Source organism: Pseudomonas sp. AC255, from assembly GCF_979258175.1.
Genome location: NZ_OZ409841.1, coordinates 4,231,127 through 4,253,659 on the forward strand (window position 1 = coordinate 4,231,127; position 22,533 = coordinate 4,253,659).

The 22,533-nt window shown below is 60.9% G+C and carries 16 protein-coding genes and 3 pseudogenes; 8 read left to right on the plus strand and 11 right to left on the minus strand.

What is annotated here, in order from left to right; translation table 11 throughout:
• The 4 genes and pseudogenes from ACZZ0K_RS19245 to ACZZ0K_RS19260 all read right to left on the minus strand — a co-directional run bounded on the left by ACZZ0K_RS19245 (position 1) and on the right by ACZZ0K_RS19260 (position 5,052).
• Entirely contained in the window at positions 1 to 201 is a 201-nt protein-coding gene (locus ACZZ0K_RS19245) for a DUF1656 domain-containing protein (protein ID WP_016771611.1), read from the minus strand.
• Positions 191 to 2,389 carry an FUSC family protein gene (locus ACZZ0K_RS19250; RefSeq protein WP_463559790.1) on the minus strand — a complete coding sequence of 733 codons (2,199 nt, stop codon included), beginning with the start codon at positions 2,387 to 2,389 and terminating at the stop codon, positions 191 to 193. Before ACZZ0K_RS19250 ends, ACZZ0K_RS19245 begins: the two co-directional genes overlap by 11 nt.
• 132 nt (positions 2,390 to 2,521) lie before the next feature.
• Positions 2,522 to 4,020 (minus strand): annotated as a pseudogene (locus ACZZ0K_RS19255) (efflux transporter outer membrane subunit).
• 60 nt (positions 4,021 to 4,080) lie between these two features.
• The gene (locus tag ACZZ0K_RS19260) at positions 4,081 to 5,052 is read right to left on the minus strand and encodes an IS110 family RNA-guided transposase (protein ID WP_252867835.1); all 972 of its coding nucleotides are present in this window, start codon (positions 5,050 to 5,052) and stop codon (positions 4,081 to 4,083) included.
• A gap of 468 nt (positions 5,053 to 5,520) precedes the next feature.
• Here ACZZ0K_RS19260 and ACZZ0K_RS19265 point away from each other — a divergent pair, with 468 nt between their 5' ends.
• From ACZZ0K_RS19265 to ACZZ0K_RS19280, 4 genes are all read left to right on the plus strand, one after another.
• Positions 5,521 to 6,489 (plus strand): LysR family transcriptional regulator, encoded by a 969-nt coding sequence (locus ACZZ0K_RS19265; protein ID WP_258707625.1) that lies wholly within the window; start codon positions 5,521 to 5,523, stop codon positions 6,487 to 6,489.
• Positions 6,490 to 6,901: 412 nt separating this feature from the next.
• Complete coding sequence (locus ACZZ0K_RS19270) at positions 6,902 to 7,276, plus strand: DUF6124 family protein (protein ID WP_258707624.1); 375 nt, start codon at positions 6,902 to 6,904, stop codon at positions 7,274 to 7,276.
• 973 nt (positions 7,277 to 8,249) lie between these two features.
• The gene (locus ACZZ0K_RS19275; protein WP_258707623.1) at positions 8,250 to 9,224 is read left to right on the plus strand and encodes a 2-hydroxyacid dehydrogenase; all 975 of its coding nucleotides are present in this window, start codon (positions 8,250 to 8,252) and stop codon (positions 9,222 to 9,224) included.
• A 139-nt stretch (positions 9,225 to 9,363) separates the two neighbouring features.
• The gene (locus tag ACZZ0K_RS19280) at positions 9,364 to 9,873 is read left to right on the plus strand and encodes a DUF2165 domain-containing protein (RefSeq protein ID WP_073473697.1); all 510 of its coding nucleotides are present in this window, start codon (positions 9,364 to 9,366) and stop codon (positions 9,871 to 9,873) included.
• Positions 9,874 to 9,891: 18 nt separating this feature from the next.
• Here ACZZ0K_RS19280 and ACZZ0K_RS19285 read toward each other — a convergent pair whose 3' ends face one another.
• Complete coding sequence (locus ACZZ0K_RS19285) at positions 9,892 to 10,794, minus strand: DMT family transporter (RefSeq protein WP_258707622.1); 903 nt, start codon at positions 10,792 to 10,794, stop codon at positions 9,892 to 9,894.
• Between the two features lie 140 nt (positions 10,795 to 10,934).
• Here ACZZ0K_RS19285 and ACZZ0K_RS19290 point away from each other — a divergent pair, with 140 nt between their 5' ends.
• Positions 10,935 to 11,810: a helix-turn-helix domain-containing protein gene (locus ACZZ0K_RS19290; RefSeq protein WP_041479677.1), complete on the plus strand. Its 876-nt coding sequence runs from the start codon at positions 10,935 to 10,937 to the stop codon at positions 11,808 to 11,810.
• 200 nt (positions 11,811 to 12,010) lie between these two features.
• Here the strand turns inward: ACZZ0K_RS19290 and ACZZ0K_RS19295 are convergent.
• From ACZZ0K_RS19295 to ACZZ0K_RS19320, 6 genes and pseudogenes are all read right to left on the minus strand, one after another.
• Positions 12,011 to 14,439 (minus strand): annotated as a pseudogene (locus ACZZ0K_RS19295) (TonB-dependent siderophore receptor).
• 195 nt (positions 14,440 to 14,634) lie between these two features.
• A complete protein-coding gene (locus ACZZ0K_RS19300; RefSeq protein WP_258707620.1) occupies positions 14,635 to 15,624 on the minus strand; it encodes a FecR family protein in 990 nt (329 codons plus the stop codon).
• On the minus strand, positions 15,621 to 16,187 hold the full coding sequence (locus tag ACZZ0K_RS19305) for an RNA polymerase sigma factor (RefSeq protein ID WP_071174434.1): 567 nt from the start codon (positions 16,185 to 16,187) through the stop codon (positions 15,621 to 15,623). The genes ACZZ0K_RS19300 and ACZZ0K_RS19305 overlap by 4 nt, the downstream gene beginning before the upstream one ends.
• Position 16,188: 1 nt before the next feature.
• The gene (locus ACZZ0K_RS19310) at positions 16,189 to 16,515 is read right to left on the minus strand and encodes a DUF3325 domain-containing protein (RefSeq protein ID WP_095180408.1); all 327 of its coding nucleotides are present in this window, start codon (positions 16,513 to 16,515) and stop codon (positions 16,189 to 16,191) included.
• Positions 16,515 to 18,096: pseudogene (locus ACZZ0K_RS19315) on the minus strand (PepSY-associated TM helix domain-containing protein). The gene ACZZ0K_RS19310 and the pseudogene ACZZ0K_RS19315 overlap by 1 nt, the downstream one beginning before the upstream one ends.
• Positions 18,093 to 18,398, minus strand: a complete 306-nt coding sequence (locus tag ACZZ0K_RS19320; RefSeq protein WP_463559267.1) for a DUF3649 domain-containing protein — start codon at positions 18,396 to 18,398, stop codon at positions 18,093 to 18,095. Before ACZZ0K_RS19320 ends, ACZZ0K_RS19315 begins: the two are co-directional and overlap by 4 nt.
• Before the next feature lie 146 nt (positions 18,399 to 18,544).
• Here ACZZ0K_RS19320 and ACZZ0K_RS19325 point away from each other — a divergent pair, with 146 nt between their 5' ends.
• The 3 genes from ACZZ0K_RS19325 (at position 18,545) to fecA (ending at position 22,516) form a co-directional block, all read left to right on the plus strand.
• Positions 18,545 to 19,075, plus strand: coding sequence for a sigma-70 family RNA polymerase sigma factor (locus tag ACZZ0K_RS19325; protein ID WP_150742819.1), 531 nt, complete (start codon positions 18,545 to 18,547; stop codon positions 19,073 to 19,075).
• On the plus strand, positions 19,072 to 20,004 hold the full coding sequence (locus tag ACZZ0K_RS19330) for a DUF4880 domain-containing protein (protein ID WP_258707618.1): 933 nt from the start codon (positions 19,072 to 19,074) through the stop codon (positions 20,002 to 20,004). Before ACZZ0K_RS19325 ends, ACZZ0K_RS19330 begins: the two co-directional genes overlap by 4 nt.
• Positions 20,005 to 20,182: 178 nt before the next feature.
• Positions 20,183 to 22,516, plus strand: a complete 2,334-nt coding sequence (gene fecA, locus ACZZ0K_RS19335; protein ID WP_258707617.1) for a TonB-dependent Fe(3+) dicitrate receptor FecA — start codon at positions 20,183 to 20,185, stop codon at positions 22,514 to 22,516.
• Positions 22,517 to 22,533: the final 17 nt, after the last annotated feature.

The window sequence follows — 22,533 nt, forward strand, 5'->3', positions numbered from 1 at the left end:
TCAACGGTAGACAGTCAGCGCCATGGCACCGAACAGACAGGTAAACAGGCTCAGGCGCAGCAGCGCCGGGTGCCAGAAAAAGCGGTACAGGTCGAACCCCGAGAGGAAGCGGTCAACTGCCCAGGCCAATCCCGCAGCAATGAAAAACATCAGGGTCATGGTCGGCATGTACACGCCGTGGAAGGCGATTTCACGAGGCATGGGCAAGTCCTTCGGGCCTGGCGGGAGCGAATTCGGCCAGGGGTGATTGCGGGTCGAGCAACGAGGTGCGAATAAAGTGCAGATAGCTTTTCACCCGGCGCAACGCGGAGGTATCGAAGTGCGGCGCGAACGGCTCATCGGTGGCGGCGACGCGGCTGATGGCGTGATCGACCGCGACCAGTGCGCGTTCGAGATTGCTTGCGTTCGGCTGCAAGAACAGCCGCACCAACGCACGCCCCATCACGCGGATTGCCTGACGCCACGGCTGCGATTCGGCATACGCCGGGTGCACCGGCAGGATCGCCTGCTCCTTGCGCAATTCGATGATCGCGTGGCCGACTTCCAGCACTACAAACATCCAGCGCAGCAGACTCTTTTGTACCTTCGGTTGCCCCGTCGCGAGGCCGTACGCCTGGTGCAGCAGATCGCGGGTGCGGCTCTCGAAACTCGAGGCCAGGCCTTTGAGTTTTCCACTGATCGCATAGACCACTTGCCCGCGCAGATCCTGCTCCAGGCGCTGCCACAGCCAGCGACTGTTCGGCGGCAGAATAATCGCCCCCGCCGCAGCACACACGAGCATGCCCATGACCATGGCGATGTAGTCGTTGATGAAGGTGTAGGGGTTGTAGATCGTGAGATTGTCCGGCACTGAACCGGTGCTGAAAAAAATCAGCAGGCCCAGTCCGACCCCGGCGTATTGCGGCCGCGAGGCGAGGAACGAACCGAGCACGATCACCGGCGCGAGCATCACGCAGAGCAAGGGAAAACCGTCGATCCACGGGAAGATGAAAAACATCTCGACGAAGCCGATCAGTGCGCCGAGAAAAGTCCCGCAGGCCATCTGAAAAGCCATGCGTTTCGGGTTCGGTGTAGCCGCAGACAAACCGATAGTGGCGGCGGCGATCAGGGTCATGGTCGCCCCGCTCGGCCACGCGGTGGCGACCCAGTAACTGCCCAGCACAAGCAGAATGAACGAGGCGCGGATCCCCGAAGCGGCCGCCGCCCACCAGTTGGTTTGCGGGGTGAACGGCTCGTCCCAGCGTTCGCGTTCGTGACGATGCTCGCCCAGCGACGCGTGGGTCTGCGCATAGCTGTGCAGGTCATCGACGAAGCGGTAGAGCAATTCATAGGCGGTGTGAAAATCCAGTTGTTCGGCCTCGCTCGGAGCAGTGTCCTGAAAGATTCCGCGCAACGCTCGGACACGAGCCGGCAGACCTTCCTTGTAGGTGGCCAACGCGGTCGCCAAACGTGCCGCATCCGGGCTGGTCAGCGCGCGACCGCTGAAGCCGTCGAGCACTTCGGCGAGGTCCTGCAAGCCCGGTTTGATCGCTGCCACGACGTGCTCTTCGCCATTGCCGTGCAGGCGTTCAAGCAATTGATGCAAGGCGTTGAAGCGCGTGGTGATGCCCATGAACTCGCTGTTCAAACGACTCAGACGACCGTTGCGCCGGCGCATGTGCGGGTCTTCGAACACGGTCACGCTGCGCAGCCCTTCCAGGCCGACGGCTTCAGCAATGAAGCGCACGTTGCTGGCTTCGAACGCCTCGGCTTTGCTGCGCCCGCGCAAGCCGTCGGTGACGAAGAGCGCGAACACACCGAAGCGCTGATACAAGGCGTTGCGCATCGCCGCACTGGCGGTCTGCGGCAGGATCGCCGCGCTGATCAGCGTCGAACAGAGAATGCCCAGCGAGATCTCCAGCACCCGCCACACCGCCGCCATAAAGGCGCCGTCCGGGTGCGCCAGCGCCGGCAGACCGACCATCGCTGCGGTGTAACCGGCAAGGACAAAACCATACGCGCGAAAGTTGCGGCAACGCGCGGCACCGGCCGAGCAGATGCCGACCCAGATCGCCAGCGAGCCGAGAAACAGCTCCGTGTTCTGCGCGAACAAAGCGATCAGCGTGACCATCATCGCCGACCCGGCCAGCGTGCCGAGCAAGCGATAGAAACTCTTGGCGAACACCTGGCCGCTCTGCGGCTGCATGACGATAAACACCGTGATCATCGCCGTACGCGGTTGCGGTAGTTCCAGACGCATCGCCAGCCATAGCGTGAGAAACGCGGCGAGCAACACCTTGAAGATATACACCCAGGTCACGCCATCGCTGCGTGCCCAGTCGAAAAAACCGCGACGCCATTCCAGGGAGTGGAGCCAGCGCAGGGGGCGGGCAAGGAGGTCATTGAAAATACTCAGGCATGCAATGCGGACTCGAAACCTGTGGGAGCGAGCCTGCTCGCGAAAGCGCAGTCTCAGGCAACATGTTCATTGACTGATACGCCCTCTTCGCGAGCAGGCTCGCTCCCACAATGGATGCTGTGTTCAACGCAGGAGCGCCGGGGTTTTCGGGGCCTGGGTCTGCTCGGCTGTCGGCACGTCATTACCCGCACCGAGGCCTCCCCCAAGGCAGTCACCAGCTCAGCATGCGCACTCAATCGCGCGGCCTGCACTTGCTGCTGAACCTGCTGTTGCTTGAACAGCAAGGTCTGCGCATTCAGCACATTGAGGTAATCGGTGAGGCCGCGTTGATAGGCGATCATCGCGATGTCGTAGGTCTTCTGAGCTGCGGCAACGGACTCGGCAGCGAAGTCCTGCTGCTTGTCCATCGACTCGCGGCGGATCAACTGATCGGAAATGTTCTTCAGCGCGTTGATCAGGGTCTGGTTGTAGTGCGCCACGGCGATGTCATAACCGGCCGCCGCTTCGCCCAATTCGCCACGCAGTCGACCGCCGTCGAAGATCGGCAACGAGATCGCCGGGCCGACGTTGTAGTTGAGTTTCTTGCCGGTCAGAAACTCCAGCGCGCCGCCGCCCGTGGCCATGTAGCCGAGGCTGCCGACCAGATCTACGTTGGGGTAGAAACCGCCGTGGGCAACATCAATGCCACGCGCCTGCGCCGCCACTTGCCAGCGACTGGCGACCACGTCCGGACGCTGCCCGAGCAGTTCGGCAGGCAATGCCGAGGGCAATTGCAACGGCGCAGCGAGGGACAGCGTCGGCCGCTGCAGTTGCGCAGCAGCGCCCGGGCCTTTACCGGCCAGCGCTGCAATCTGGTTGCGGCTAAGGGCGATTTCCTCGTCCAGCGCATCGAGTTGGCGATGGGTTTCGGGCAGCGGCGTTTCGGCCTGGCTGACTTCGAAATGCGTGCCGATGCCACCGCTCAAACGCTTCTGCGCCAGATCGAGAATCTGCTGTTGCTGCCTGAGCATTGCGGCGACGATGTCGCGCTGGGCGTAATGCAGCGACAACTCGATGTAGGCGCGGACCAGATTGCTCTGCAGTTCCAGCTGCGCCAGTCGCGCCTCGGCCACGCTCACATGGGCCAGATCCACCGCGCGTTCACTGGCATTGCGCTCGCGGCCCCAGATGTCGAGGGCGTAGCTGAAGCCGAGCGCGGCGTTGTTGTCCCATGTGGTGGTATTGGCCAGTTCGCCGGGGCCGTAGAACTGATCGGTCGGCCAGTTGTGTCGCTTGAGGGTCGACTCGCCATTGATCTGCAACGCCTCGGCCGCTTCGGCAACACCGGCCATGGCCTTGGCCTGACGCACCCGCGCAGCGGCCATGGCCATGCTCGGGCTGCCTTGCACGGCGAGGTCGATCCAGCGATTAAGTTGCGCATCACCAAACGCCTGCCACCATTGGGCGCTGGGCCAGTGGGCGTCTTTGGCGGCCTCGGCAATGGCCGCGTCGGTGGCCAGTGAATCGGCCGCGAGTGCCTCGCCGTGAGGGGCAATGCCTTGGGTAGAGATGCAGCCGCCGAGAGCCAGGGTTAAAGCCAGAACACTGAGCGGCAAAAGCGCTCTGTTGATGCGACGCGGCACAGCTGCGAATTCCTGAGAAAGGGATCAATCGAGGGACTTGTGTAGATACCGTCTTGAGCCTCACCGGGCAAGCGCAAGTTTCGGGTCATATGGCAGTCCTGACTTGAGCACTCCGTAAATGAAGTGCAGCAGCTTGCGCATTGCTGCGCAGATGATCTGCTTGGGGGCCTTGCCATTGGCTTCCAGGCGTTCTTTCATCGCCTTGATCGCCTTATTGTGTTTCAGCGCCACCATGCCAGGCATGTAAAGGCCTGCACGCAGCCGTGCTGACCCTACTCTTGAGATCAGGGTGTGACCTTTGAGCTTTCCTGATTCCTGCAGCTTTGGATTGAGCCCTGCGGCAGCGACCAGTTGGCGAGGATCACTGTATTTGCGCAGGTCACCCAGTTCGGCGAGCAATCGTTCAAGCGTTTTTTGTCCGATGCCGTCGATGGTTACGATGAGATCCCGCATCTGACGCATATCCGGGTCGTCATCGATGTGTTTTTTGATCGCCTTATGCGTTTCTACGATCTCTTTTTCGATATGGCGCAGAACGGAGTTGATCGAGTCTTTGACCTTTTCGTCGGAAACGTCCAGACGATTAAGCTCCATTTGTTCCATTTCCTGAAGGTCATCCAGGCGGCGCACCATTGCTTTTAACTGGCGGTATTTCAGCGGCTCAGGCGCCCATGGGTGAAGTTTTTGATCCTTTTCCCGGGCAAAGTCGGCGATCAGTTTGGCATCGCTTTTATCGGTCTTGATGCGGCGCAGTTCGCTGTCAGCGTACGCTTTGGTCGTAGCCGGGTTCACGACGCAGACCCGGAAGCCTTTGTTGTAAACGAATTCCGCGAGCTCCAAGTGGTAGACGCTGGTGGCTTCCATCACGATCAGGGCCGAACGCTCGGCGTTTTTTTCTAGCCACGCCTCAAACTCTTTAAAGCCCTTTGGATCGTTGGCCAGCTTGGCCTTGGTTTTGTGCTTGCCGTTGGGCTGGTGTGTAGCGATATCAAAGGTGTTCTTTGCGATGTCGACGCCAACGAAACCGGACATGATCGTTTCTCCACTTGTTCCCTGTTGCGATCATCACGTCACTCTGTCCAACCTTGCGAATGCGGGCTCTCGCCGCAGGCGGGCCCAAGATACCGTGCGAACTGTACGAGTGAGTGTGGAGGGCTGGAGCACGATCTACGTCACAGGCAAAAAGCCTAAGGAGCTGCGCGGCTTCCAAGTCCCTCCCTCGATGATCAGTCGAGAACTATCGCTCCTGACGGAGCGTTAGTCGAGATACAAGGAGCTGCCGAAGGCTGCGATCTTTTGATCTTTTTAAAGACAACATCAAAAGATCGCAGCCTTCGGCAGCTCCTGCAGGGATCGGCGCAATTCTATGGAGCTGCCTCTGCGGCGATAAGCTGGGATTTCTGTGAATCTTTGTTACGGTTAACGAGATAATCCCTTGGTCGGGGGTCTCAGCCCCTGAAACTTCGTGTCACAATTTGCCATCTCCCTTGAGAGCACCCCATGGACACTTTGCAAAACATGCGCGCCTTCAGTTGTGTTGCCGAAGCGGGCAGCTTCACCGCCGCCGCCGTGCAACTGGACACCACCACCGCCAACGTCTCGCGCGCGGTCTCCAACCTCGAAGCCCATCTGCAAACCCGTCTGCTCAATCGCACAACCCGGCGCATCGCCCTGACCGAGGCCGGCAAGCGCTACCTGCTGCGCTGCGAACAGATCCTCGCCTACGTCGAAGAAGCCGAAGCGGAAGCCAGCGACGCCCACGCGCGCCCGGCCGGCCAGCTGAAAGTGCACACCATGACCGGCATCGGTCAGCACTTCGTCATCGACGCCATCGCCCGCTACCGCAAGACCCACCCCGACGTGACCTTCGACCTGACCCTGGCCAACCGCGTGCCGGACCTGCTCGACGAGGGCTACGACGTGTCCATCGTGCTGGCCAGCGAACTGCCCGACTCGGGCTTCGTTTCGCAGCGCCTGGGCATCACCTACAGCATCGTCTGCGCCTCGCCGGCGTACGTGAAAGCCAACGGCGCCGCACAGAAACCCTGCGACCTGCTCAACCACGCCTGCCTGCGCCTGGTCAGCCCGGTGATCCCCCTGGAGAAATGGGCCTTCGACGGCCCGGACGGCCAGGAAACGGTCACCATCAACAGCTCGCCGTTCCTGGTGAACTCCGCCGACGCCATGAAAACCGCCATCACCAGCGGCATGGGCGTCGGCGTGCTGCCGGTCTACGCCGCCATCGAAGGCCTGCGCAACGGCACCCTGGTGCGCGTGATGCCGAACTACCGCTCGCAGGAACTCAACCTCTACGCGATCTACCCGTCGCGGCAGTACCTGGATGCCAAGATCAAAACCTGGGTGGAGTACTTGCGCGGATCGTTGCCGGAGATATTGGCGGCGCATCAGGCGGAACTGGTTGCGTATGAGTTGAGCGGGAGTCTGGCTGGCGCGCGCGTCGCCACCTGACTTTAAACACCGCTGACTTCGTGCATGAGCTGACGAGTGCAACGAGGCTGCGATCTTTTGATCTTGCTGTTTAAAAATCAACGGATCGCAGCCTACGGCAGCTCCTACATCGCGGTGTTTACGGGGAAGTTTCCGACAGGTTTGCAGGTTGTCCGTCGGAAGAGCGCTGGCTAGGATTTGGCGGTTGCTGACGAATCAGCGACCGGGTCTGGAAAACCCGCAGGATCACAGCGCATGACATAATGCCGCGCTCTTTCAGCGCCGGTATTCAGTTATGGCGGCTGTACGTGGGAGACCTTCGGGTCTGCCGGGTTTGATCCTTTGCCGGTTTTTCCAGTCCGCGTACAGCTGCCACCCCTTTCGCCTGGAAAACGAAAAATGGCAGCTCCATAAATCCAAAAGGATCTTTGCCATGTTCAAACCCACACCCAATCCCCCCGAATCCGAAAGCACCTCCCCCTACCAATCCCCCGACTCGAAAAAACTCCACGACGCCGCCGAGCGTGCGCTGGATCACTACCTCAAACCGTCCGCCAGCGCGCAGCAAAACCACAAACCCAGCACCATGTTCCAGGTCGCCCCGGACCAGGACAACGAAAGCCTGCTGGCCCACGCCTGCGAATCCCTCGCCTCGGCCAGCATCATGAGCAGCGACATCGCCGCCCACGTCGACAGCCCACAACGGCACACGATATTGGCCATCCAGCAGGTGATCATGCTGGCGGAACTGGCGGTGAACCGGGTGCTGGATAACTACGAAATCCATCAGCTCCCGTCACGCAGCTGACCTCCCGGGAGCGAGCCCGACCGCGAGGGCTTCGGCACATTCAACATTCGAGGTGTCAGATAAACCGCTTTCGCGAGCAGGCTCGCTCCCACAATTCTGGATCGTGTACATCAGCAAGATAGGAGTTGGCTGTCAGGCCGCCTTCGCTGGCAAGCCAGCTCCCACAGGGACGGGGTGAATCTGGCAGAGATGGGTTGGCAGTGGAGACGCTTTCGCGAGCAGGCTCGCTCCCACAGTTGGAATGCGTGCACCAGTGAGAAACAGGTCGGCTGTCAGGCCGCTTTCGCTGGCAAGCCAGCTCCCACAGGGACGGGGTGAATCTGGCAGAGATGGGTTGGCAGTGGAGACGCTTTCGCGAGCAGGCTCGCTCCCACAATTCTGGATCGTGTACATCAGCAAGATATGAGTCGGCTGTCAGGCCGCCTTCGCTGGCAAGCCAGCGCCCACAGGGACGGGGTGAATCTGGCAGAGATGGGTTGGCAGTGGAGACGCTTTCGCGAGCAGGCTCGCTCCCACAAAAGCAAAGGCAAAGCAGCGCAGCTGCCCGCGGCGAAGCCGCCCCACTCAACAATGAGCGCAAGCTCGAGTGCTCTTGATCTTGATCCACCGGCGACGTCGGAAGGCTGAGCGGAGGGATTGATCCGGGCGTGGGAGCGCAGCGACCGTACGACGCAGTCGTACACAGCGAGTGTAGGTGCAGCGAAGCAAACCGGAGCCGCTGCGCCCGGATCGATCCCGCAGCGAAGGAACCCGAGCCTGCGAGGGCCGAACGCAGGAGCAAGCCTTTTGGGTTACCTTTTTGGCGTTTGAAAAAGGTGACCCGCCGTAAGGGCGGAACCGTAATCACCAACACCCGAAGAAACGGATATTCACCCAAAACCCCAAGAACCTGGCCGGCCCAGAGGCCGCCAAGACAACCCGAGCGAGAAAATGTTAGCGTGCTTGCAATCAAGCCCCGACGAGCCCAAGCCCAATGAAAAAAACAGTCCTGGCCTTCAGCCGCATCACCCCGCCCATGATCGAACGCCTGCAAGAAGAATTCGACGTCATCGTCCCCAAGCCCAAGACCGGTGACATCAACGCCCAGTTCAACGAAGCCCTGCCCCACGCCCACGGCCTCATCGGCGTCGGCCGCAAACTCGGCCGCGCACAACTGCAAAGCGCAACAAAACTCGAAGTGGTCTCGAGCGTCTCGGTCGGCTACGACAACTACGACCTCGACTACTTCAACGAACGCGGGATCATGCTCACCAACACCCCCGACGTGCTCACCGAAAGCACCGCCGACCTCGCCTTCGCCCTGATCATGAGCAGCGCCCGCCGCGTCGCCGAACTCGACGCCTGGACCAAGGCCGGGCAATGGCAGGCCAGCGTCGGCGCCCCGCTGTTTGGTAGTGATGTGCACGGCAAGACCCTCGGCATCGTCGGCATGGGCAACATCGGCGCCGCTGTCGCCCGGCGCGGGCGCTTCGGCTTCAACATGCCGATCATCTACAGCGGCAACAGCCGCAAGACCGAACTGGAACAGGAGCTCGGCGCGCAGTTCCGCAGCTTGGATGAACTGCTGGCCGAAGCCGATTTTGTCTGCCTGGTAGTGCCGTTGAGCGACAAGACCCGCCACCTGATCAGCCATCGCGAACTGGCGCTGATGAAGCCGAGCGCTATTCTGGTCAACATCTCGCGCGGCCCGGTGGTCGACGAACCGGCACTGATCGAAGCCCTGCAAAACAACCGCATCCGCGGCGCCGGGCTGGACGTCTACGAAAAAGAACCGCTGGCCGAATCGCCGCTGTTCCAGTTGAAAAACGCCGTGACCCTGCCGCACATCGGCTCGGCCACCACCGAGACCCGCGAAGCCATGGCCAACCGCGCCCTGGCCAACCTGCGCAGCGCCCTGCTCGGCGAACGGCCGCAGGATCTGGTCAACCCGCAAGTCTGGCGCGGCTGAAAAAAGGGCCGGCGCAACATTATGCCGGCCTTCACCTTACATAACTTGCAACCGAACAAAAACGCCAGACCAAGTAACAGCAATATAAGCTCTCGCAACTTATCAACTTATTGATTAATTGCCATGGAGAGCCAACCTCGTGAACACCCTGACCACCGACAAACTCATTCGTTACAGCAAAGTCATCTTGATGGCTTATATAAGTTTCTTTGGCCTGCTGGTGATGATCCATAACTTCACTGACTATGAGTCCAACTACACTTACGTTGCACACATCCTGAGCATGGACACCACCAACGCCAGCGAAAACATCATGTATCGGGCCATTGATTCGCCGATGATCCATCACCGGATCTACTGGTTCATCATCACCATGGAAGTCACCTATACCGTACTTTGCCTGATCGGTACTTACCAGTTGTATCGCTACATCGATGCATCGCCAGCGGCATTCCATGAAGCCAAGAAGTTTTCGATCATGGGTATATTGGTCGCCATCTTCATTTATTACGTGTGCCTGCAAACTGTAGGTGTCGAATGGTTCGACATGGACACTTCGCAATCCTGGAATGCCAAGGACTGGGCAAGGCATATTGTCGACTTCATCTTCCCGGTAATGATCTACATCACTTTAAAAGTTGAGCGCTGAGTATCAGCGCTCGTTTTATCAAGCCAACTTCCCTTGAGCCGCAGACAACAGCACTTTCGGTTTACGAAACACCAGCACGTTGCCCAACATCACCAACAACAGCCCGACGAGCGCCGGTGCGGTCCATTGATAACCTTCGGCAAACGCCGACACGTTCAGGGCCACCACCGGGAACAGCACCGTGCAGTAAGCTGCCCGCTCCGGGCCCATGCGCCCGACCAGCGTCAGGTACGCAGTGAAGCCGATCACCGAGCCGGGAATCACTAGATACAACAGCGCACCGACATATCGCGGCGACCAGTCCATGGTGAAGGGTATGCCGTTGAACAGACACCACACCGTCAGCATCGCCGCGCCGTAGGCCATGCCCCAGGCGTTGGTGGTCAGCGGTCGCAATCCCGCTTTCTGTTGCAGACTCGAGAGCATATTCCCCGCTGAAAAACACAAGGTGCCACACAACGCCAGACCCAGCCCCAGCAGGGTTTGCGGACTGGCCTGATGCCCGGCCAGTTCCGGCCAGAACAACAGCCCCAGACCTGACAGCCCCAACGCACCGCCCAGCAACACGTTGCGGGCAATGCGCTGGCCGAAAAACACCCGCGCATTCAGCGCGTTCCACAACGTCGCCGTAGAAAACACCACCGCCACCAGACCGCTGGGTATCCACTGGCTGGCCGTCAGAAAGCACATGAAGTTCACGCAGAACAGACATAACCCTTGAGCCACACAAATCAAATGCCCACGGCGGTTCATCGGTTGCAGACGCCGGCTGAGCAGCAAGAGGGCAAACAACACCAACGCAGCCAGGCCGAAGCGATAGACAATCGACACCGGAATTTCGACCACACCCAATTGCCATTTCAAGGCAATCCAGGTGGTGCCCCATATCAGCACGGTCAGCAGGTACAACGACAGGTTCATGGCCAACACTCCTTAAACAGGCCTTGAGTGTCTGCCCCGGCCATCATTCGGCGCTTGCACAATCTTGCGCTTTTGTCTGGCGGCAGGCTGGCAGGGCGGCGTCTACGGAGTAGGATGCAAGGCGTTGGAGAGAACCGAACATGGCCGCTATCGATACCCTGCAAGTCTTTCAAGCCCTCAACCGCTCGCCGAATGCACGTCTGGTGCACAGCGCCGAGCTCGGTGACGGCATGTCTGCGGCCTTGTGGACCAACCACCACGATGCCCAGGAATACGAAGCGCCAAGTCATCACACGCTTTCGTGCTACGTCGCCGGCGGCACCGGCACATTCCGTCGTGGCCAGCCGGGCCGCAAGGGCGGGCCGGACAAGCTGTGCATCCTGCCGGCCGAGCATGAATCGGGCTGGGTGATCAATGGCGATATTCGTCTGGCGCACCTGTATTTCAGCGCCGAACAATTCGCCCTCGGTTGCGTGACTTTGCTCGATCGGGAGCCGCGCGAGATGCAGTTACGCGAACAGACTTTTCTTGAAGATCCGCAGCAGGCGCAGCGCTTTCGGCAGTTGCTGAACCTGAACTGGCAAGAGCCGGCCGAGCGCTTGCTGACCAGCAGCCTCGCCCATGAATTGATCAGCCACACCTTGCTCAGCCAGGTCGGTGCGCGTCAGGGCTTGCGCCTGAAGGGCGGGCTGGCACCGCATCAGCGCCGACAACTGGTGGAGTTCATCGACAACCAGTTGGCTGAGCCGATCAGCCTCGGGCAACTGGCCGGGCTGTGTGCGCTGTCGGAATATCACTTTGCGCGGATGTTTCGCCTGAGCTTCGGCCTGCCGCCGCATCAATATGTGCTGGCGCGGCGCTTGAGCCGGGCGCGGGAATTGTTGCGCGGGACGGCGCTGCCATTGGGGGAGATTGCGCTGGCGTGCGGGTTTGCCAGTGCGAGCCATTTTACCAATCGGTTCAGGCAGGTTTTGGGTGGGACGCCGGGCGAGTATCGGCAGGCGTTTTTGCGTTGAGCCCTTTTCCCCTCACCCCAGCCCTCTCCCAGAGGGAGAGGGGGCCGACCGAGTTGTCTTGCACTGTACGTCGACCTGAAACACCGAATCGATTATGGATTCAAAGCAACACATTCAAGTCGGTGTACCTCTGGAATATCCCACGGTCAGTCCCCTCTCCCTCCGGGAGAGGGCTAGGGTGAGGGGCTTTTGATCTTGCCTCAAAACTCCAGCGTGCTGGAAAGCGAAACCTGCCGCGAATCCCCCATCGACACAAAGAAGCGGCTCGCCGACGAGGTGTAATAAGTGCGATCAAACAGGTTCTTCACGTTCAACTGAAACTTGACCTTCTGCCCCTCAACCGTGGTGTCGTAAGTGGCAAACGCATCCGCCACGGTATAGCTCGGCAGGTCAAAATCATTCACCGCGTTGCCGGCACGCTCGCCGACGTACCGCGCGCCCGCCCCGACACGCAACTGATCGCCGCCAAACACATTGCCGAAGTCATACACCGCCGACAGCGAGCCGGAATTCTTCGCTACGTTTTGCAGGCGTTTGCCTTTGTATTCCGGGTCTTCGGTGACTTCGGCATCGGTGTAGGCATAGCTGCCGATCAGGTTCCAGCGCTCGCTGAGTTGCCCGCTCAGGTCGACTTCCAGCCCACGGGAACGCACCTCGCCAGCGGCGCTGTAGATCGTCGTCGGCCCCTCGGAATTGGCCACCAGCACGTTGCGTTTCTTGATGTCGAACAACGCGATATTGCCGGTGATGCTGCCCGGCATATCCAGCCGCGCACCCAGCTCCCACGACTTGGCTTCTTCCGGCGCAATGCTGCCGTCGAGCACGGTGCTGCTGCCGCTCAGCGGGGCGATGGTCGAGTTGGGTTTGAAGGATTCGGTGTAGCTGCCGTAGAACGACAGCGCGTCGGTGTAGCGATACACAAGACCGGCGCGCGGTACCCACTTCTGGCCATTACTGTCGGTGTTGGCCTTGAACGGCACGCCTTTGCCGGCGTACTGGTCGTACTCCTGAAAACGGCCGCCAGCGACCAGAATCCACTGCTCGTTGAGGTGAATCGAATCCTGCAGGAACAGCGAATCGCTACGCAGCTTATCGGTCTGCGCGCTGTCGGGCGCACTCACCGTAGTGCCCATCACTTCGCGACCATAGACCGGATTGAGATAGCTGAAGGTGCTCAGGCTTTTCTGCCGGATCAGATCTTCGCGGTAGATCTTGCGGTACTCGTCATCGACGCCGAACACCAGATCATGCTGCATGCCCAGTACATTCACCTTGCCTTCGAGGCTGGCGGTGGTGAAACGATCGGTGCTGATCGCATTCTGGGTGCCGTCCATGCTGCGGGTCAGTGTGCCTTTGTTGGTGTCGATCGCAGTCACGCGCACTTGGCTGGCATCGTAGGTTTCGCGGTTCCAGCTGTAGCCGAAGTGGGCTTTCCAGTCGTCGTTGAGTTCGTGGTCGGCTTCGAAATGGTACAGATCCGAGCGCCCTTCCATGTCGTTGAACGGCTCATCGAGACGCTGTTTGCGCGAGATATCCAGCGGATGGTTGGTGCGCGGATCGATCAGCGTGCCACGGTCGAAGGGGTGAGAAACTCGCGGTGCTCGTAGGCGAACAACAGCTTGGTGCGCTCGCCGTACCAGGCCAGCGACGGTGCGATCAGCGTCTCGCGGTGGGTGCCGAAGTTGCGCCAGTAATCTTCGTCTTCATGATCGACGACCATGCGATAGGCGAAGCCGGAATCGCCCAGCGCACCGGTGCTGTCAAATGCGCCACCGCTGCCGTTCTTGCCGTCACCGTAGCTCGAACCGCGCACGGTCACGGCGTTGTACTGGGTCAGTTCCGGCTTCTTGCTGACCAGATTGACCACGCCACCCGGGTCCTGAATCCCATAGAGCAACGAGGCCGGGCCTTTGAGCACTTCGACGCGATCCACGGTCGCGTTCATGCCACGGCCCTGCACCAGCGGCATGCCGTCGCGCATGATCGAGCCATTGCGGTTGTCGCCGAAGCCGCGAGTCATCACCGAGTCCTGGGTACTGCCCAAGGTGTTGCCCTGGGTGATGCCGCTGACATTGGCCAGCGCGTCATCGAGATTGCGCGGCGCCTGATCGCGAATGACCTGCGCCGGGATGACATTGACCGTCTGTGGAATTTCTTGCAGCGACGCCGATGAGCGCATCACTGAACTGGTTTCGGGCGGCTGATAACTCAGCGACTCATCGCGCGTAGACGTGATGGTGGTGGCGCCGAGATTAAGCGCCCCTTCGGTCGGCATCGGCTCCAGCGCCAGGGTATGACTGTCGGTGCGGCGAAAGCTCAGGCCGGAATTGCCGAGCAGGCGTTGCAGGGCCTGTTCGGCGCTCATCTGGCCGTTGACTGCCGGAGCATTGAGGTCGTACGGCGCTTCATCGGTGTAGACCACGCTTTGCCCGGTCACGCGGCTGAAGTCGCTCAGGGCCTGCGGCAACGGTTTCGCGGCGAGGGCAAAATTGAATTGCTGTTGCGCCTGATTGCTCACCGCTTCTGCCGCCAGCGCGATACTCATCGGCAGCAATGCCAATGATGAAAAACTCAACGCCGACACGCTTAACCACTGTTTGACCGAACCGGATTTTGCCCTGGACTTCATTGCTCAATGACCTGTGTAGAACCGCAACGGATGCGAATGGCTCGCAGTTTCAGTCACTACACGGATGGGGCTCGGGGTTACCTCACCATAAATCGAAAATAATTTTGAAGATCAAAAGATCGCAGCCTTCGGCAGCTCCTACAGGGGAACGCATTCCAATGTAGGAGCTGCCGAAGGCTGCGATCTTTTGCTGCCTCAGCGCAAAATAATCAGTTGCCCCAACACCCGATGCTGCTCAAACCCCAACACCCCTTGCAGCGAATTGAGCACCGCCTGCGGATCCTTGCTCGGAAAGCTGCCGCTGACCTTGCGCGCCGCCAGCTCATCGTTGAGCAGCACAATCCGCCCCGGGTAATAGCGGCGCAGATCCTCGACGACATCGGCCAGCGTGGTCTTGTAGTAAGTCAGCCAACCCTGACGCCAGGCCAGTTGCGCTTCACTGTCCACGCCATGCAGTTTTTCCGCTGAGCCGTCGGCGTAGGCAACTTGCTGGCCGGCCGTGAGAATCTGCTGTTGGGCATGCTCGTCTGCCGTCACCGCGACACGCCCGGACAACACCGTCACTTGTGCGCCGTGAGGTTGCCGGCGCACTTCGAACTGGGTGCCCAGCACCCGCGCCTCGCCCTGCTCCGCCGCCACCATAAAAGGGTCGCCGGTGTGGGTGACGCTGAAGAAAGCAGCACCTCTGATCAATTTCACGCGGCGCTGGCCATGACTGAAATCCACAGCAATCGCACTGTCGGCATCCAGTGTCACTTGCGACTGATCGGCCAGAGTCACCGTGCGGATTTCCCCAGGTGCCGAGACATGATCGGCGCGCAGATCGTCGAGCCAGCGCTGCGCCTGCCACCCGGTGCCGAGGCTGACCATCAGCAGCAGACACGCGGCCAGCGCCAGCGCTCCAGACCAACGCAACATCGGGGAACGACGCGGGGCGTCCATCGCCTGCAGATAACCTTGCAGCGCGAACGCATCTTCATCGGCCAGCGTGCGCGCGGGGCTTTCGCTGAGTTCCCAGATCACCTGCGCCTGCGCATACGCTTCGGCATGGGCCGGATCGGCGCGCAGCCATTGGCTGAAGGTCAGTTGATCGCCAGTGCTCGGGCGGTCGTGCAACAGGCTCAGCCAGGCCAGCGCGGCCTGCTCCTGGGCCGGCGTCGGTGTGATCGGATCGGATGGCTTCACGGTGCTTTCCCTGGCAGGCGTGGCGCGGGGTCGCGCAGGCTGGCCTTGCAGGCCTCGAGGGCGCGCATCATATGTTTTTCCACGGCACTTTGGGACAGGCCCATGGCCTTGGCGATGTCGGCGTACTTGCGCCCGTGAATGCGATTGAGCAGAAAGATCTGCCGGGTACGCTCGGGCAAGGCGCGCAACGCGGCTTCGACATGGCGCAGATCGTTGCCCGCTTCCAGCGCGGCCTGAGGCTCACTGCCGTGGCTGTCGGGTTCGTCCGGCTGCCAGCCTTCGTTGACCCGCGTGCGCGTGCCTTCGCTGCGCAAATGATCGATGGCGATGTTGCCGGCGCAGCGCAGCAGATAGGTGCTGAGTTCTTCGACCTGGACCAGCGGCCGACGCCAGAAGCGCAAAAACAGATCCTGGACCAGATCCGCCGCCGTCGCCCGACAACCGACGCGGCGGTTCACCAGCGCCTCCATTTGCGCACGCTGGGACAGAAACACCTGAAGAAAATGCGCACGCGCGCCACGCGCTTCATCGTCACGCGATTCTGGCGGCAGACCGATCAGCACTTCAGCACTGCGCCCAGGCGGCGACCGGGCTCGCCAGCAGGCTCAACCCGGCCAGTGCCATGGCCTGACGCGGGCGATACGGCAGCAACAGCACCAATGCCAAAGCACTGAGCATCAGCACCGCGAACCAGTCGACCAGACCGAAACTCCAGCCATTGGCCGCCACCGCCGCCCACAGCGAAAGCGCCAGCAACAGCCATCCCGCCACCGCCAGACCCTGACGGCGGCGCGTCGACGGTTTGGCGCCGAGCAATTCGGCATGATGGCGTGGCATCGACAGGCACAACGCGGTGAAGCCGGCGTAAGTAAGCAACAGGGCCAGCAGCATCAGTTGGCACCCTGTTCGACAGTGATCGAGCGAGGCGAAGAACTTGCTTTGCGAACGCTGACGCGGTCGCCCGTACGCTGCATCTTGCGCGCAGCCCAGCCGAGGAAAAGCCCCGTCGCCAGACAAGTCAGATCAAATCCGGCCAGTGCCCAGTCGCGCTGCATCAGGGTCGCGCCAAGATTCCACGGTGTGGTCAGCGCATTGATCAGCGGCACCGCGATAAACAGCGCAGCGCCGAGCGTCAGCTGTTCGATCCAGGCCTTGCGTCCCGGACGCAACACCGCGTGCATCACGCTCAGGCCCCAGGCTATGAAGAACGCATTCACTTCCCAATCGGCCCGCCCCGCCAGACTCACCGGCAACAGTCGATTGGCCAAAAGAACACCGCCACCGCCGACACCAGGCCGGCCATGCTGGCGATATTCAGCACCTCAACCAGGCGCAATTCGAACGGCAGCGCCGCGCTTTTCACGTGCTTGAGCTGCCGCTTGCCGAGCCAGATCACCAGCCCGGTGCCAATCATCGCCGTGCCGGCCAGCCCGCAAATGAAATACAGCCAGCGCAACAGCGGCCCGGCGAAATGGCCCATGTGCAAACCGTAGAACGCGCCACCCACCACCATCGCCATGGGTTGATCAGGGTGCTGCTCAGAAGCTGCCCGGTGACGCCATTGAAGGTCACCGCCCGACCGAAATCATGCACCACCCGATCGCCCGCGCGGGACAGCACCACCGTGGCGCTGGCATCGCCCGGGTTGCTCACCGACAGGCGCGCGGTATGGCCGCCCGACCACTGCTCGCTGGCCTTGGCCAGTAGCGGCGCCATGGCGGTCAGCGGCGCGGCGATATCGGCACGCTCGGGCGTCTTCGAGGCGGGAAAGACTTCGTCGTAGAACTTGCGCACGTCGCTGCCGTAAGAGGCGACGATGCTCGCCGGCATGACCATCGACATGAAAATCACCAGGCTGCTGTAAGTGATCATCAAATGAAACGGCAGCACCAGCACACCCACGGCGTTATGCCCGTCGAGCCAGGAACGCTGGCCCTTGCGCGGGCGGAAGGTGAAGAAGTCCTTGAAGATTTTCTTGTGGGTGATGATGCCGCTGATCAACGCAACGAACATCACCATTGCGGCGATGGTCGCCAGCCAGCGCCCCCACGGGTAAGGCATCTGCAACTGGAAGTGGAAACGGTAAAAGAACTCGCCGCCCATGCTTTCGCGGCCCTGCACCTCGGCCCCGGTCTGAGCGTCGAGAGTTCGGAATTCGAAGCGGCCGCGCTCGCCGGGTTGGCCCGGCGCTTGCTGCCAGCGCACCGTCAGGCCGGGGTCGCGGGCATCGGGCAAATCGATCAGCCAGCGCGAGGCACCGGCGGCGTGTTGTTGTAGATAATCTTGCGCCAGCGCCAGGCTCGCTTCGCTATCAAGCGAATGCGCAGCGATTTCCGGCTGCATCCAGTGGCTGATTTCGTCTTTGAAGTAAGCCAGCGTTCCCGTGAGGAAAATCGCGAACAGCAACCAGCCGAACACCAGCCCGGCCCAGGTGTGCAGCCAGGCCATCGCCTGCCGGAACCCTTCCTTCATGCCAGCCCCAGACCGCGCGCGGCACCGGAAACGGTGGCAAGAATCACGCTCGGCACCAACAGGCCGACCCACGCCGACCACGCGCTGCGGCAGGCAAAACACCAGAGCACGGCAACCAGATAGACCAGAAAGGACACGGTCATGCCAGTGACCACCGCTTCGGCGCGGTTCAGCGGCAGCCACAACGTCAGGGTGACACTGGCCCGCGCCGCGACCAGATAGCCGCCGAAAACCGCCGCCAGCACTCGCGAAGTGACGGCCAGACGATAGGACATGGGAAGGGTGGCGTGTTTGCCTTTCATGTTTCGACCCTGAAACGAAAAACGTCCGGCCGACAAGCCGAATCTACAGGCGAGCAATATTAATGATAAATATTCTCATACGCAAAAGCATCTGATTGCCGGACACTGTCGCCAGCCTCTACAATGCGAACCGTTCTTGTTCTCTAATGCACGTTCTCTACGCAAGTTTTGCGTCCGGAGTCATTTCGTTGCCGCCCGCCCATCCCGTCGAATCGCTCTACCACGCTCATCACAGCTGGCTCACCGGCTGGTTGCGGCGCAAGCTCGGCTGCCCGGACAGCGCAGCGGATCTGGCCCAGGACACGTTCATCAAGGTGCTCACCGCCCGCGAGCCACCAGTGATCATCGAGCCGCGCGCCTTTCTCACCACGCTGGCCAAGCGCGTACTGTTCAACCATTACCGGCGGCAGGATGTGGAACGCGCCTACCTCGAGACACTGGCGCAGATGCCGGAAATGGTCGCGCCGTCGGAAGAGCACAAAGCGATCATCCTGCAGACATTGGTCGAACTCGATGAGCTGCTCGACGGTTTGCCGCGCCAGGTCAAACGCGCCTTTCTGCTCGCGCAGATCGATGGTCTGACTTATCCACAGATCGCCGCAGAACTGGGAATCTCGGTGGCCACGGTCAAACGCCATTTGAACAAAGCGGCCATGCGCTGCTATTTCGCCCTGTGAATCGCACGCCGGATTTCTCCGCGCAAGTCGCCGAACAGGCGGTGCACTGGTTGCTGGAAATGCAGCAGGGCACGCTGACCCCGCGCCAGCAACAGGCCTGGCAACAATGGCTGGATGCGCATAGCGAACACCGCCGGGCGTGGGAACACATGCAACGGGTCAACCAGCGCTTGCGCGGCGTGTCGTCGCCGTTGGCCCACGCCGCGTTGAACGGACCGAAGTCTGGCAGCCGTCGTCAGGCGCTGAAAATGCTGCTGATTCTCGGTGCAGGCTCAGCGGCGACCTGGGGCATGCGCGAGCACACTCCGTTGCCGTCGCTGCTCGCCGATTACCGCACGCCGGTCGGCCAGCGACGCAAGATTGCCTTGGGCGGTGCCGATTCGTTGCAGCTCAATACCGCCAGCTCGGTTGATGTTGATGGTGCGCAGCGGTTGATTCGTCTGCTCGAGGGCGAAATGCTGTTGAGCGCTGCAAATCCGTTCGAAATACGTACGGCACACGGTGTGCTGAAAACCCAAAGTGCGCGCCTCAATGTGCGGCAGTTTGCCGAGCGCACACAGATCGCGCTGTTTGAGGGACGAGTCGAACTTATTGCCAACCAGCGCGCGCCCCTGCTGCTGCCGATCGCGCAGCAGTTGAGTTTTACTGCCAGCTCGGTCAGCGCCCCCAAACCGCTGGACGCCAACAGCGGTGCCTGGACCGACGGCATGCTGGTCGCCGCCCATATGCGCCTCGGCGATTTCCTCGAAGAGCTTGGCCGCTACCGGCGCGGGCAGCTGCGGTGCGACAGTCAGGTTGCCGATCTGCTGATTTCCGGGACGTATCCACTGGATGACAGCGAGCGGATTCTCGACCTGCTGCAGATCAGTCTACCGGTCAGAGTGAAGCGCTTTACCCGTTATTGGGTGAGCGTCGAAGCGCGGGTTTAGAAAGCAAGATCAAAAGATCGCAGCCTTCGGCGGCTCCTACATTTGGAATGCATTTTTTCTGTAGGAGCTGCCGAAGGCTGCGATCTTTTGATTCTGAAAAAATAAATGAGCCGTTTTTCAGATCTGGCGTGACAGAGAAGGAAAGCCCCCTTGATTCCACCTTCTCAGGATCATCCACATGCAGCCCACCCGCCTTACGCCACTGGCCCGCAGCCTGCGCAATCTTCTGCTCGGCGCCAGCCTGAGTTTCACCGCCCTGCCCGCTGCGCTGGGCGCCGAAGCCAAGGTTTATCACATCGCCCCGGCGTCGCTGGAAACCGCGCTGAACCAGTTTGGCCGTGAAGCAGGCGTGCTGATTTCCTTCGGTTCGCAAGTCACCAGCGGCGTACAAAGCCGGGGTCTGGAAGGCAATTACACCGCGCAACAAGGCCTCGATGCCTTGCTCGAAGGCACCGGCCTGCAAGCCCGCGCCGAGGGTAACAACGCCTTCAGCCTGCAACCGCTGGCTGACGCGGCGCTGGAGCTGGGCACCTCGACCGTAGTCGGCGACTGGCTCGGCGATGCGGCGCAGATCAACGTCTTCGAACACCCCGGCGCGCGCGATGTGATCCGCCGCGAAGAATTCGAACGCCAGGGCGCGACCCAGGCCCGCGATGTGCTCAACCGCATCCCCGGTGTGAACGCGCCGGAGAACAACGGCACCGGCAGCCACGACATGGCACTGAACTTCGGCATTCGCGGTTTGAATCCGCGCCTGGCCGCACGCTCGACAGTATTGATGGACGGCATCCCGGTGCCGTTCGCGCCGTATGGTCAGCCGCAGCTTTCGTTCGCGCCGATCAGCATGGGCAACATGGATGCCGTGGACGTGGTGCGTGGCGGCGGTGCGGTACGTTACGGCCCGCAGAACGTCGGCGGCGTGGTCAACTTCGTCACCCGGGCGATTCCCGACGAGCCAACGGTCAAGGGAGGTTTGCAGACTGAAACCAGCCCATCGTCGAGCCACGACGGTTTCAAGACCAGCGCCAATCTGCTGGCCGGCGGCACCAACGCCAACGGCCTCGGTGGCGCCTTGCTGTACTCCGGCACCCGTGGTGGTGACTGGCGTGAACACAGCGATACCGAGATCGACGACCTGATCCTCAAGGGCAAGTACCAGCTCGACGACGCCAACAGCTTCAACGCCATGGCCCAGTATTACGAGGGCAAGGCCGACATGCCCGGCGGTCTCAATGTCGCCGATTACGATGCCGATCCGTATCAGTCGACGCGACCGAAAGACCAGTTCTGGGGGCGCCGCACGATGTTCAACTTCGGCTATCGCTATCAGCAAGATCGCCGCGAGTTCACCGCCAACACCTTCTTCACCAAAACCCTGCGCAGCGGTTATCTGGATCAGGGCACGTTTCTTTCGCTGTCGCCTCGCGAGTATTGGGTGCGTGGTCTGGAAACCCGTTTCGCCCAAGGCTTCGACCTGGGTCCGAGCAGCCACGAAGTCGGCGTCGGCTACCGCTACATCAATGAGGCCGGCCACGAACTGCGCTATCGCACGCCGATCAACGCCAACGAATACCCGACCACCAGCAGCCGCAACGACCGTGACACTCGCGGTGGTACCGAGGCCAACGCATTCTTCGTCGATGACCGCATCGACATCGGCAAATGGACCATCACCCCGGGCGTGCGCTACGAGATGATCGAGTCGCAGCAGACCAACAACCTGACCAACGTCAAATACAAGGGCGACTACAACACCGCGCTGCCGGCGCTGAACGTGCTCTATCACCTCACCGACAGCTGGAATCTGTACGCCAACACCGAAGGCTCGTTCGGCAGCGTGCAATACAGCCAGATGCCCAACCGGGTCAGCAGCGGCGAGGTGAAACCGGAAAAGGCCCGCACCTGGGAACTCGGCACGCGCTATGACAACGGTGCCCTGCGCGCTGAAATCGGTACGTTCCTGATCAACTTCGACAACCAGTACGAAAGCAACCAGACCAACGACTCGGTGATCGCTCGCGGCGAAACCCGCCATCAGGGCATCGAGACCAGCGTCAATTACGCGCTCGATGACTTGAGTCCGGCGCTGGCCGGTTTCGATGTCTACGCCAGTTATGCCTATGTCGATGCGACCATTCGCGAAGACGGGACAAACAAAGGCAATCGCGTGCCTTTTTCCTCCAAGCACAAAGGCACGATTGGCGTCGGTTATACCGAAGGGCCATGGAAGCTGAATCTGGACAGCAGCTTCCAGAGCGACCAGTTTGCCGACAACGCCAACACCTCGAAGGAAAGTGCCGATGGCAGCACCGGCAAGATCCCTGGCTACATGCTGTTCAGCAGCCGCGCCGGGTATGACTTCGGACCGCAACTGTCGGATTTGAATGTGGCGGTGGGGGTGAAGAACATCTTCAACACGCAGTACTTCACACGCTCGTTCGATGACAACAACAAGGGCAAGTACGTGGGAGAGCCGCGGACGGTTTATGTGCAGACGTCGGTGGCGTTCTGACCCCACCCCATCGAAGA

Bases quoted from the DNA above. Each gene is read 5' to 3' on its own strand.
- ACZZ0K_RS19285 (WP_258707622.1), bottom strand. From the start codon at position 10,794: ATGAACCTGTCGTTGTACCTGCTGACCGTGCTGATATGGGGCACCACC.
- ACZZ0K_RS19245 (WP_016771611.1), bottom strand. From the start codon at position 201: ATGCCTCGTGAAATCGCCTTCCACGGCGTGTACATGCCGACCATGACC.
- ACZZ0K_RS19290 (WP_041479677.1), top strand. From the start codon at position 10,935: ATGGCCGCTATCGATACCCTGCAAGTCTTTCAAGCCCTCAACCGCTCG.
- fecA (WP_258707617.1), top strand. From the start codon at position 20,183: ATGCAGCCCACCCGCCTTACGCCACTGGCCCGCAGCCTGCGCAATCTT.
- ACZZ0K_RS19325 (WP_150742819.1), top strand. From the start codon at position 18,545: ATGCACGTTCTCTACGCAAGTTTTGCGTCCGGAGTCATTTCGTTGCCG.
- ACZZ0K_RS19320 (WP_463559267.1), bottom strand. From the start codon at position 18,398: ATGAAAGGCAAACACGCCACCCTTCCCATGTCCTATCGTCTGGCCGTC.
- ACZZ0K_RS19260 (WP_252867835.1), bottom strand. From the start codon at position 5,052: ATGTCCGGTTTCGTTGGCGTCGACATCGCAAAGAACACCTTTGATATC.
- ACZZ0K_RS19270 (WP_258707624.1), top strand. From the start codon at position 6,902: ATGTTCAAACCCACACCCAATCCCCCCGAATCCGAAAGCACCTCCCCC.
- ACZZ0K_RS19275 (WP_258707623.1), top strand. From the start codon at position 8,250: ATGAAAAAAACAGTCCTGGCCTTCAGCCGCATCACCCCGCCCATGATC.
- ACZZ0K_RS19265 (WP_258707625.1), top strand. From the start codon at position 5,521: ATGGACACTTTGCAAAACATGCGCGCCTTCAGTTGTGTTGCCGAAGCG.
- ACZZ0K_RS19310 (WP_095180408.1), bottom strand. From the start codon at position 16,515: ATGCTGCTGGCCCTGTTGCTTACTTACGCCGGCTTCACCGCGTTGTGC.